This window comes from Celeribacter sp. (assembly GCF_048261515.1).
In the GTDB taxonomy this organism is placed as follows: domain Bacteria; phylum Pseudomonadota; class Alphaproteobacteria; order Rhodobacterales; family Rhodobacteraceae; genus Celeribacter.
In genome coordinates this window covers 300,614-310,986 of the sequence record NZ_JBLXFZ010000003.1, presented here as the reverse complement: position 1 = coordinate 310,986, position 10,373 = coordinate 300,614, and the positions used below count along the sequence as shown (strand labels likewise).

11 protein-coding genes are annotated in these 10,373 nt (G+C 58.6%); 6 read left to right on the top strand and 5 right to left on the bottom strand.

Features of this window, described 5'->3' with window-relative positions:
- Positions 1-558 precede the first annotated feature (558 nt).
- Positions 559-1,044 (bottom strand): 30S ribosomal protein S9, encoded by a 486-nt coding sequence (gene rpsI, locus ACN0SC_RS08510; RefSeq protein ID WP_417249234.1) that lies wholly within the window; start codon positions 1,042-1,044, stop codon positions 559-561.
- A 2-nt stretch (positions 1,045-1,046) separates the two neighbouring features.
- Positions 1,047-1,511 carry a 50S ribosomal protein L13 gene (gene rplM, locus ACN0SC_RS08505; protein WP_417249233.1) on the bottom strand — a complete coding sequence of 155 codons (465 nt, stop codon included), beginning with the start codon at positions 1,509-1,511 and terminating at the stop codon, positions 1,047-1,049.
- A 278-nt stretch (positions 1,512-1,789) separates the two neighbouring features.
- Here rplM and ACN0SC_RS08500 point away from each other — a divergent pair, with 278 nt between their 5' ends.
- From ACN0SC_RS08500 to ACN0SC_RS08490, 3 genes are all read left to right on the top strand, one after another.
- Positions 1,790-2,476 (top strand): VIT1/CCC1 transporter family protein, encoded by a 687-nt coding sequence (locus ACN0SC_RS08500; protein WP_417249232.1) that lies wholly within the window; start codon positions 1,790-1,792, stop codon positions 2,474-2,476.
- A 209-nt stretch (positions 2,477-2,685) separates the two neighbouring features.
- Positions 2,686-3,900 carry an NADP-dependent isocitrate dehydrogenase gene (locus ACN0SC_RS08495; protein WP_417249231.1) on the top strand — a complete coding sequence of 405 codons (1,215 nt, stop codon included), beginning with the start codon at positions 2,686-2,688 and terminating at the stop codon, positions 3,898-3,900.
- 189 nt (positions 3,901-4,089) lie between these two features.
- Positions 4,090-4,713, top strand: coding sequence for a YitT family protein (locus tag ACN0SC_RS08490; protein ID WP_417249230.1), 624 nt, complete (start codon positions 4,090-4,092; stop codon positions 4,711-4,713).
- Positions 4,714-4,718: 5 nt separating this feature from the next.
- Here the strand turns inward: ACN0SC_RS08490 and ACN0SC_RS08485 are convergent, their stop codons facing one another.
- Positions 4,719-5,747 carry a M48 family metallopeptidase gene (locus ACN0SC_RS08485; RefSeq protein WP_417249229.1) on the bottom strand — a complete coding sequence of 343 codons (1,029 nt, stop codon included), beginning with the start codon at positions 5,745-5,747 and terminating at the stop codon, positions 4,719-4,721.
- Positions 5,731-6,762 carry a YjgN family protein gene (locus ACN0SC_RS08480; RefSeq protein WP_417249228.1) on the bottom strand — a complete coding sequence of 344 codons (1,032 nt, stop codon included), beginning with the start codon at positions 6,760-6,762 and terminating at the stop codon, positions 5,731-5,733. Before ACN0SC_RS08480 ends, ACN0SC_RS08485 begins: the two co-directional genes overlap by 17 nt.
- Before the next feature lie 173 nt (positions 6,763-6,935).
- Here ACN0SC_RS08480 and ACN0SC_RS08475 point away from each other — a divergent pair, with 173 nt between their 5' ends.
- From ACN0SC_RS08475 to typA, 3 genes are all read left to right on the top strand, one after another.
- Positions 6,936-7,550 (top strand): YitT family protein, encoded by a 615-nt coding sequence (locus ACN0SC_RS08475; RefSeq protein WP_417249227.1) that lies wholly within the window; start codon positions 6,936-6,938, stop codon positions 7,548-7,550.
- Positions 7,551-7,570: 20 nt separating this feature from the next.
- Entirely contained in the window at positions 7,571-7,912 is a 342-nt protein-coding gene (locus ACN0SC_RS08470) for a DMT family transporter (RefSeq protein ID WP_417249226.1), read from the top strand.
- A 152-nt stretch (positions 7,913-8,064) separates the two neighbouring features.
- Positions 8,065-9,885 carry a translational GTPase TypA gene (typA, locus tag ACN0SC_RS08465; protein ID WP_417249225.1) on the top strand — a complete coding sequence of 607 codons (1,821 nt, stop codon included), beginning with the start codon at positions 8,065-8,067 and terminating at the stop codon, positions 9,883-9,885.
- Positions 9,886-9,960: 75 nt separating this feature from the next.
- On the opposite strand, the gene ACN0SC_RS08460 is transcribed toward typA, so the two are convergent.
- Entirely contained in the window at positions 9,961-10,347 is a 387-nt protein-coding gene (locus tag ACN0SC_RS08460; RefSeq protein ID WP_417249224.1) for a VOC family protein, read from the bottom strand.
- Between the last annotated feature and the right edge of the window lie 26 nt (positions 10,348-10,373).

Below are 10,373 nucleotides of genomic sequence, written 5' to 3'. Positions count from 1 at the left end.
GAACACAACCCGATCAGCAGGAGCAAAGAGTAGCTTAATTTACGCCAGATCCTGTCCAACAAATGGGGAGTAGCTCACCACATCTCTATCGCCCACTCGCACTTACAAGCATCGGAGCCAGCAACCCAGCACAAGCGTCCGCACTTACAGCACATTTCAACATCACATTAGGCAATATCCCAAAGCACTTTAGGCAAGCAGCAACAATCGACAGTATATCTAGGCACACTTGGGCAAGCTGTAGGCAAAGCGAAGATGTGCACACGCAATCAATTATAGGCAGCAGAAAAGGCTTAAACTTCTGCGTTCTAAAAGAGGCATACTCGCGCATTTTCTGAATTTTCTAGAATTGCTGCAAAACAGAATAAGGTTAAATGCAGCAAGCTTTTAAACATATCTGATTTCCTTCGATAGCAACCTAAAACGCTACCGATATGCTAAAATCACTAAACCACGACGTCAGCACACACAGCATCTGCTACAATTCTGCTACGCACAAAAAAAGGGCTGCGAAATACGCAACCCTTTGCTTTATATGACAAATTATGTCGTTCACTGTTAGCGCTTGGAGAACTGGAAGGAACGACGTGCTTTACGCTTACCGAATTTCTTACGCTCGACCACGCGCGAGTCGCGGGTGAGGAAACCAGCGGCTTTCAGAGCGCCGCGCAGTTCGGGGTTGTAAAGCTGGAGGGCTTTGGAGATGCCGTGCTTGACCGCACCAGCCTGACCAGAGAGGCCGCCACCTTTAACCGTTGCAACAACGTCGAACTCGCCTTCAACACCAGCAACCTGTGCAGGCTGCTTGACGATGAGTTGGAGAACGGGGCGTGCGAAGTAAACGGACATGTCCTTGCCGTTCACTGTGACCTTGCCAGAACCCGGCTTGATCCAAACGCGGGCAACAGCGTCTTTTCGCTTACCAGTTGCGTAGGAACGGCCCAGTTCGTCACGGACGGGTTCACGGGGCGCAGCCACTTCAACGACGGCTTCACCACCGGCGACGGCGTTCAGCTCGTCGAGGGATTTGATTTCATCAGCCATGATTACGCGCTCCGGGTGTTTTTCTTGTTCATGGACTTCACGTCCAACACTTCAGGCTTCTGAGCCTCATGCGGATGCTCGGCGCCTGCGTAAACGCGCAGGTTGGTCATCTGCTGACGGGACAGTTTGCCACCGGGCAGCATACGCTGAACGGCTTTGGTCACAACGCGCTCGGGGTGCTCGCCGTCGAGAAGCTGGCCGATTGTGCGGGACTTGATGCCGCCGGGGTGGCCCGTGTGCCAGTAGAAACGCTTGTCGGTGCGTTTCTTGCCAGTCAGCTGGACTTTGTCGGCGTTGATGACGATCACGTTGTCGCCCATGTCGATGGACGGGGTGAAGGTCGCTTTATGTTTGCCACGCAGGCGCATGGCGACGATGGAAGCAAGACGGCCAAGAACGACGCCTTCAGCGTCGATGATGATCCATTTCTTGTCCACGTCCGCGGGAGTTGCGGAGAAAGTGCTCATTTGGTCTACCCTTTGGGATGGGAATTCGGATGGGCGTGTTCTATAGGTTTCTGTGCGCGGGTCAAGGGGTGCTTTCGCGCAATTTCCCCACAAAAACAATGTGTTACAAAATAGGTATCATTTTACCCCACAATTTCGCAAGCCCAGTCACCCAAATCCGCCCCTTTCTCACGTTGCGGCCCTCTCTAGGGGCCATGAGGCCGTAGAATACCACAGCCATAGCCTATCACGCGCATGGCGGTTAGCATTGCACACGACCTAAACCGCGCGAGGACACCATGACCGCCCTACCCCGCTACGCCGACCGCCTCAAACAGATCACCTATGGAGGCAACGACGGGATCGTGACGACATTTGCCATCGTCGCGGGTTTCGCGGGGGCGGAGGCCACGGGCGCGGGTCAGATCGGAGCCTTGGCCGTTCTGGTCTTCGGATTGGCCAATCTCTTTGCCGATGCGACCTCGATGGGTCTGGGTGAATTGCTCTCGGCGCGCGCGGCCCGCGATGTGATCACCCGCCGCCGCCATGCGCTCGCCCGCGATCCCTCGCGCCAGCACGCCGCCCTGACCGCCCATTTCGAGGGGCGCGGCCTCTCCTCGCTCGATGCGTCCACCATGGCCTCACTGGCGGCGAAAAGCCCAGACCTTCTGGCCGATCTTACCCTCAACCAGATCGACGGCTTCGAAGATCCGGGGCAAGGGGCGCTCTGGCCGCGAGCGCTCATAACCTTCCTGTCCTTCGTGGTCTTCGGCGCGATCCCGCTCCTGCCCTACCTGCTCGGCCTGCCCGCCACGATCCAGACCCCCGCAGCCCTTGGGGCCACCTTCGGCGCACTCACCCTTCTGGGCCTGCTGCGCCATCATGCGACCCGCGCGGGGCTCATCCGCTGCGTGGGCGAGACACTGCTTCTGGGCGGCATTTGTGCGCTTGTGGCCTATGGGGTCGGGCTGGCCGTGGCGGGATGAAACCGCTGCGCTGAGGGCTGTGCGCCTATCCGCTATGTGACCAGCTTCCATGCAGTCCGCACAGATTGCAGCCGCACCACCACAGCACACGCCACCCCTTGCGCGATATTTTCGGTATACCTTTGCATACCGCCTTCCCAAAGGCAGATGTTTGCGCTATAGCAGCGGCCAAGTCCTATTCCTCCCCAAGCCCGATAGGAGACCCCCCTATGACCAAGATCAAGGTAGACAACCCCATCGTCGAAATGGACGGCGATGAAATGACCCGTATTATGTGGCAGTTCATCAAGGACAAGCTGATCCTCCCCTATCTCGACCTCGATCTGCTCTACTACGATCTCGGCATCGAGAGCCGTGACGCGACCGAGGACCAGATCACCATCGATGCTGCCGAAAAGACCAAGGAAGTCGGGGTAGCTGTGAAATGTGCAACTATCACGCCTGACGAGGGCCGCGTTGAGGAATTCGGCCTCAAGAAGATGTGGCGCTCCCCCAACGGCACGATCCGCAACATCATCGGCGGCACGATCTTCCGCCAGCCGATCATCTGTAAAAACGTGCCGCGCCTCGTGCCTGGTTGGACCAAACCCATCGTCGTTGGGCGTCACGCCTATGGCGACCAGTATAAAGCCACCGATTTCACCTTCCCCGGTGCGGGCAAGCTCACCATGAAATTCGTGGGCGAGGATGGCACGGTGATCGAAAAGGAAGTCTTCGACGCGCCGTCGGCTGGTGTCTATCAGGCGATGTATAACCTTGACGACTCCATCCGCGACTTCGCCCGCGCCTCTCTTACCTACGGCCTCAACCTCGGCTGGCCTGTTTACCTCTCCACCAAGAACACGATCCTGAAGGCCTATGACGGACGCTTCAAAGATATCTTCGAAGAGGTCTACGAGGCGGAGTTTGCGGAGAAGTTCAAAGAGGCTGGCATCTGGTACGAACACCGCCTCATCGACGACATGGTGGCCTGCGCGCTCAAGTGGTCGGGCGGGTTCGTCTGGGCCTGTAAGAACTACGATGGCGACGTGCAGTCCGACACGGTTGCGCAGGGCTTTGGCTCGCTCGGCATGATGACCTCGCAGCTTCTCACCCCCGACGGGAAGATCGTCGAGGCCGAAGCCGCTCACGGCACCGTCACCCGCCACTATCGCCAGCATCAGGCGGGCGAAGCGACCTCCACCAACTCGATTGCCTCCATCTACGCATGGACGGGCGGGCTCAAGCATCGCGCGAAACTCGACAGCAACGAGCAACTGATGCGCTTTGCCACGACGCTTGAAAAGGTCATCGTGGATACGGTCGAAAGCGGCTACATGACGAAAGACCTCGCGTTGCTCGTCGGCCCCGATCAGGGCTGGCTAACCACGATGGGCTTCCTCGAAAAGATCGACGAGAACCTCAACAAGGCGCTGGTTGGATAGGCCGCCGCCGCATTGAAATCACGTCAAAGCCCGCCCCGTAAGAGGCGGGCTTTTTCTTTGCCACGGGCAGGCAATGCGCCGCACGGGTCTGCCTGTTTTTTAGGCGCCTCCACGTCAGTGAAACGCACATGCGGATCATCGGGCGCTTCGCCCCTCGACAGGTCAGCATAGCTGCCCTATTATCACCCCATGCCAGCACCATATCCCATTCCGCAAGACCCGCCCAAACACTCAGCCCTTGAGGACATCCAAGGGTTTGCCATTGCGCTTCTCACCACCGCCATCGGCCTCACGTTCATCGCGCAACTGGGGTTCATCACGGGGCAAACGGCAGGGCTTGCACTGGTGATATCCTACCTTACGGGATGGTCGTTTTCGTGGGTATTCTGGATCATCAACATCCCGTTCTACGCGCTGTCGTGGCTCCGCATGGGACGTGAATTTACTTTGAAGTCCGTGGCTTGCGTCACGATCCTCTCACTTTTGATGAGCGTCATCCCCACATGGATGCACTTCGACACGCTCAACCCGCTCTTCGGTGTTGTGGCCTTCGGCGTACTGACGGGCTACGGGCTTTTGGGCACCTTCCGCCACAAGGGGTCGCTTGGAGGCCTTGGCGTCGTCGCACTCTATGCGCAGGATCGTTTCGGCATCCGTGCGGGACTAGTGCAACTGGGGTTCGACGCGGTGCTTTTCGGCGTGGCGTTTTTCTTCTTCGCGCCCGAGCGGGTGCTTTACTCTCTCCTCGGCGCGCTGATTTTGAACGGGGTTATCGCCTTCAACCACCGCCGCGATCGCTATATCGCAGCCTGAGCGACCTACTCGCCTGCAATCTCCCTGATCCGCTCGACGCGCTCCTCGTTGGCGGGATGGGTCGAGAACCACGCAGGCCCACTGGGTCCACCCTTCGCCTCCAGCGTGGTGAAGAACGCTGCCAAAGCGGCTGGGTCATAGCCCGCCGCCCGCGCGGTGCGCACGCCGATCTCGTCCGCTTCCCGTTCATGAGCGCGCGAATAGGAAAGTGACAGGAGAACGCCCCCTTCCAGCACGAGATCCTCGATCACAGGGCCGACATCACCGACGATGAAGCTGATAAGAGCGTAAGTCGAAAGCGAGCGGTAGAGTTGCTTGAGCGAGTGTTTCTCGCTGACATGCGCCAATTCGTGCCCCAACACACCCGCAATCAGATCGTCATCGGGAAACTCGGTGACGAGCGCATCGGTGATGACCATCGTCCCGCCAGGAAGGGCGAAGGCATTCGGCCCGATCCGCTCCATGGCGCGGAACTCAAGCACATAGTCCCCATAAGGCGCAGGCGGGGCGTGGCTTGCGACGCGCTCGAATATCTCGCGCACCTCGCTCTGCCGCGCGGGCGAAAGGGTCGAAGGCTCCGCCATGATGCGGTCGATTGCGTCGAGGTTGGAACTGTCGATGGTCTCAACCACCCAATGCGGCGTGAGCGCAATCGCCAGAACAGCAAGCAGGTCGAGCCCCCATTTCCATATCGCGAAGGCCGCCAGACAAATGGCCGCCACAAAGACGATGAGACGTGGATGCCAGCTTTCCCACGCGGCGAGATGATCGCTGCTGTTGGCGCCGAGCATCCGCATGATCCCGTCGACATCCTCGGTTTCAAACCGCGTGCCATCCGCGAAGGTCACAATGCTCGGTCCCCCGCCAAGGCGCGTGCGGGAGGTGGGCTCGCCCGTTGCCAGAACCGCACCCGTCTCATCGAGAAGGCGTAGCCCCGCCGCATCAAAGGTCAGAACAGCCGAAAGCCGCGCAGCGGAAGTTGGCCGATAGGCCACCCCCGTCACGCGACCATAGGGTCTAGAGTGCGAAGTCAAGATCGACCCCTTCAAGGTCGGTAAAGGCATCACCAATCGCACCCACGGCCTCGCTCTCGCCCGCGATGAACTGGTCGATGGAGCCGTCCACGGTGACAGAGGTGTGATCGGCAAGATAACGCGTCATCCGGCATTGTGCCCACGGGATGAAAAAGCCCAGCGTCAGAACAACACCCACGGCATTGGTCATCGCCACGCCCAAGAGCGCAAGCGGGCGCACATCTGAGGTAAAGCTGTGGCCGCCCTCAAGCGAGGCCCCTGCATAGACCGCATTACGCACAAAGGCGCGGTAGATGAAGGCGGCAGGAAGGACAGCGATAAAGATCAGCAAATAGACGGCGAACACTCTCGCGATCTCCCCCGCACCTTGGACGGCACCCAAGAACGCATAGCCGCCAAAGAGCACGACAGTAACAACCAGAACCGCGACGGCCCAACCGATCGCCATAAGGAACGCCTTGTAGAACGGACCGATCGTGCTGTCGAAGTGGAATTGCGCTGTGCCGAACTTGTGGTTCGAAATGCGGTAACGCTGCTGCGCGCGGGCGACCAACGGGAAGGTAAGATAGAGCGTGAAGGCCGAGAGGAACGGATAGAGCATGTAGACGAGGAAGGCCCTCATCTTCGTTCCCTTGAAGGAAAACCGCAGCCCCGAAAAGGACGTCATCCGCGCATTGAACGCCATGGAACGGTTGATCAGCCACGGCACAAGCACAAGAAAACCCAAGGCAAAAAGGATGCCGATCAGGGGGATGGCCGAAAGCAGGCTGTAGATCAAAAACCCGACGATGACGATCACGCGGCCGATGAAAATCTGCTTACCCGTCGCGTGATAGTCGAAACGGCGGGAATCGATTTGCGTGTGCTGTGCGAAATACTTGCGACGACGCACCTTGGCCCATGCCGAATAGATGCCGAGCGTCACAATGGACAACAATAGGTTCACAATCCAAATAGAAAAATACTCGCGTCCCGAGCCGCTAAATTCGACGCGATGAGTGGTGGTTTCAGCCATAATAAATCTCCTCAAACTATATGCTGGTTAACGGATTAGCGCCCAAGCTGACCTATGGTCACGCGAAATCCAAGAGAAAATTTTGGCACGGGAAAGAACTCGCCCTGCCCACCTGTTATGCGCAACGCGCGCGCCTCTTGCGTTTTCGCGCGTTTCGGTATCAACAAGGCGCCATGCAGACAAAAGAACAAACCACCGCCAATCACACGCTCTTCGAAGACGCCCAAGGGTTCGTTTTCGGCACCGCCATGTGCGCATTCGCCCTCGTTATGCTCCGCGATCTGGGATTTATCACTGGACAGACGGCGGGGCTGTCGCTGTTGCTGGCCTATATTTTGGAGGCGCCATTCGGTTGGGTCTTCTTCGTGGTGAACCTGCCGTTCTACTGGTTCGGCTACAAGCGCATGGGAAAGACCTTCGTTCTCAAGACCTTCGTCTGCGTCGCACTGATCTCGGTCTTTGCTGAAGTTTTCCCCCTGTTGATGTCCTTTGAAAAACTCGACCCGACCTTCGGCGCAGTCATGTTGGGGTTCTTGCAGGGCGCGGGTCTCATGGCGATTTTCCGTCACGGCGGATCGCTGGGCGGGATCGGCATTCTCGCGCTCTACCTGCAAGACGCGACGAACCTCAAGGCGGGCTATGTCCAACTCGGCTTTGATGCCGTGCTCTTTGCGGTGGCCGCCTTCCTGCTGCCCCTGCCGCAGGTTGTCTTTTCGCTGCTGGGGGCTGTGATCCTCAATCTGGTGATCGCCATCAACCACCGCCGCGACCGCTATATCGCGATGTAATCACCGCGCAGGAGAGGATTATGCCCGTGCCCGCCCATTATATCTTCCTCCTGCTCGCCATTGTCTGCGAGGTGATCGGCACCACGGCCATGGCCGCCTCGCAGCAGTTCACCCGCATTATCCCTGCAATTATCGTTGTGGTGTCCTACGGGCTAGCCTTCTATTTCCTCTCTTTCTCGCTCAAGGTTCTGCCCGTGGGCATTGCCTATGCGATCTGGTCGGGATTGGGGATCGTGCTGATCTCGCTAATCGGTCTGGTTGTTATGGGGCAAAAACTCGATCTGGCGGCAGTCATCGGAATGTCCCTGATCATTGCAGGTGTGCTGGTGATCCACCTGTTTTCCAAAACCGCAGGCCATTAAGCGCCAAATACGCACCAACCGCCCTAAAACGCCCCGTCACTCGGCCCCCACGCGCCCTATCGCGCCAATCGGCGGGCTTTTCTGCTGGCCTTTTTTCCGTCTACAGGTTACGGGCTGCGCAACCTCTTCACGTACGAAAGACAAACATCCCTATGGATCTTCGCAATATCGCCATTATCGCCCACGTTGACCACGGCAAGACGACACTCGTCGACGAGCTGCTGAAACAGTCGGGCACCTACCGCGACAACCAGGCGACCACCGAGCGCGCCATGGACAGCAACGACCTTGAACGCGAGCGCGGGATCACCATTCTGGCGAAAGCCACCTCCGTCGAGTGGAAAGGTCATCGCATCAACATCGTCGACACGCCTGGTCACGCCGATTTCGGTGGTGAAGTCGAGCGCATCCTGTCGATGGTGGACGGTGTTGTCCTGCTCGTTGACGCCGCTGAAGGCCCGATGCCGCAGACCAAGTTCGTGACCTCCAAGGCACTCGCCCTCGGCCTGCGTCCGATTGTTGTTCTCAACAAGGTCGACAAACCAGACGCCGAACCCGACCGCGCGCTGGACGAATGTTTCGACCTCTTCGCCTCTCTTGACGCCGACGACGACCAGCTTGATTTCCCCCATCTCTACGCCTCGGGCCGTTCTGGCTGGTGTGATGCGGAGCTTGACGGGCCGCGCGAAAATCTTGAGGCGCTGTTCAACCTCGTCATCAACCACGTCCCCGCCCCCAAGCAGCTCAAGAAGCAGGACGAGCCCTTCCGTATGCTCGCTACCACGCTGGGCGCCGACCCCTTCCTTGGTCGCATCCTGACGGGTCGTGTCGAGACAGGCAAAATCAAGGCAGGCGCCACCATTCAGGCCCTGACCCGCAACGGCCAGAAGATCGAACAGTTTCAGGTCAAGAAAATTCAGGCTTTCCGCGGTCTGTCCATGGCCGACATCGACGAAGCCATCGCAGGCGACATCGTATCGATCTCGGGCATGAGCAAAGCAACCGTGTCGGATACGCTTTGTGCGCTGGAAATCGACGAGCCGCTCGAAGCGCAACCGATTGACCCGCCCACCATCACCGTGACCTTTGGCATCAACGACAGCCCGCTGGCAGGCCGTGAAGGCAAGAAGGTGCAGTCGCGCGTCATCCGTGACCGTCTGATGAAAGAGGCCGAAACCAACGTCGCGATCAAGATCAAGGACACGCCAGGTGGCGAGGCCTTTGAGGTGTCGGGACGTGGCGAGCTTCAGATGGGCGTTCTCATTGAGAACATGCGCCGCGAAGGGTTCGAGCTTTCGATCTCCCGCCCGCAGGTGATCATGAAAGAAGAAGACGGCAAGCGCTTGGAGCCAATCGAAGAAGTCACCATCGACGTGGATGACGAATATTCGGGTGCCGTGATCGAGAAACTCACAGGCGCACGCAAGGGCGACCTGACCGAGATGAAGCAGCAGAACGGCAAAACGCGGATCATCGCGCATGTGCCTTCGCGCGGCCTCATTGGCTACCACGGCGAATTCCTCACCGACACGCGCGGCACGGGCGTTCTCAACCGCGTGTTCCATGGCTGGGCCCCCTACAAAGGCCCGATCCCGGGTCGTCGTCAGGGTGTTCTGATCTCGATGGAAGACGGCGAAACAGTGGCCTACGCCCTGTGGAACCTCGAAGAACGCGGCAAGCTCTTCTGCGGCGCGCAGACGAAGGTCTATCAAGGCATGATCATCGGCGAACATAGCCGCGACAACGATCTTGAGGTGAACCCGCTCAAGGGTAAGAAGCTCACCAACGTGCGCGCCTCGGGCACCGATGACGCCGTGCGTCTGACCACACCGAAGTCGCTGTCGCTGGAAGAGGCCATTGCCTATATCAACGACGACGAGTTGGTTGAGGTGACGCCCGAAAGCATCCGCCTGCGCAAACGCTACCTCGACCCGCACGAGCGCAAGCGTCACGCCAAAGCCGCGCAGCTCTGAGCCACGCGCGCTCCACGACATGACAAGGCCCGCCAGAGATGGCGGGCCTTTTGCATTTGACGCCAGCGTATAGCGTCAGCCCTTGGGCTTCGGCACGTGTTGGTCGATCAGGATCGCATTTCCGTCGGGGTCTATCAGCGTGATATGCGCCACACCCTCGCCCTCTGGATCGGCAGTTTCCTCCAGCGCAATCCCCGCCGCCTGAAGCCGCTCCTGCACCGCGCGCACATCGTCAAACGGCTCATAGGGTTCCGCGCCCTGCGTCCATCCGGGATTGAAGGTCAGAATATTGCCCTCGAACATGCCGCTATAGAGCCCGATGAGCGTGTCCCCCTGCCGCATGATGCAATAACCGTGATCGCTAGCGTCGTGGAATATTTCGAAACCGAGAACCTCATAAAACGCCCGCGATTTAGAGAGATCCTTGACGGATAGGGAGACGGAAAAACACCCCAGATGCATGTGAAATCCTCCTGTGCAATGGACGC

Bases quoted from the DNA above. Each gene is read 5' to 3' on its own strand.
- rpsI (WP_417249234.1), bottom strand. From the start codon at position 1,044: ATGGCTGATGAAATCAAATCCCTCGACGAGCTGAACGCCGTCGCCGGT.
- rplM (WP_417249233.1), bottom strand. From the start codon at position 1,511: ATGAGCACTTTCTCCGCAACTCCCGCGGACGTGGACAAGAAATGGATC.
- ACN0SC_RS08500 (WP_417249232.1), top strand. From the start codon at position 1,790: ATGACCGCCCTACCCCGCTACGCCGACCGCCTCAAACAGATCACCTAT.
- ACN0SC_RS08495 (WP_417249231.1), top strand. From the start codon at position 2,686: ATGACCAAGATCAAGGTAGACAACCCCATCGTCGAAATGGACGGCGAT.
- ACN0SC_RS08490 (WP_417249230.1), top strand. From the start codon at position 4,090: ATGCCAGCACCATATCCCATTCCGCAAGACCCGCCCAAACACTCAGCC.
- ACN0SC_RS08480 (WP_417249228.1), bottom strand. From the start codon at position 6,762: ATGGCTGAAACCACCACTCATCGCGTCGAATTTAGCGGCTCGGGACGC.
- ACN0SC_RS08475 (WP_417249227.1), top strand. From the start codon at position 6,936: ATGCAGACAAAAGAACAAACCACCGCCAATCACACGCTCTTCGAAGAC.
- ACN0SC_RS08470 (WP_417249226.1), top strand. From the start codon at position 7,571: ATGCCCGTGCCCGCCCATTATATCTTCCTCCTGCTCGCCATTGTCTGC.
- typA (WP_417249225.1), top strand. From the start codon at position 8,065: ATGGATCTTCGCAATATCGCCATTATCGCCCACGTTGACCACGGCAAG.
- ACN0SC_RS08460 (WP_417249224.1), bottom strand. From the start codon at position 10,347: ATGCATCTGGGGTGTTTTTCCGTCTCCCTATCCGTCAAGGATCTCTCT.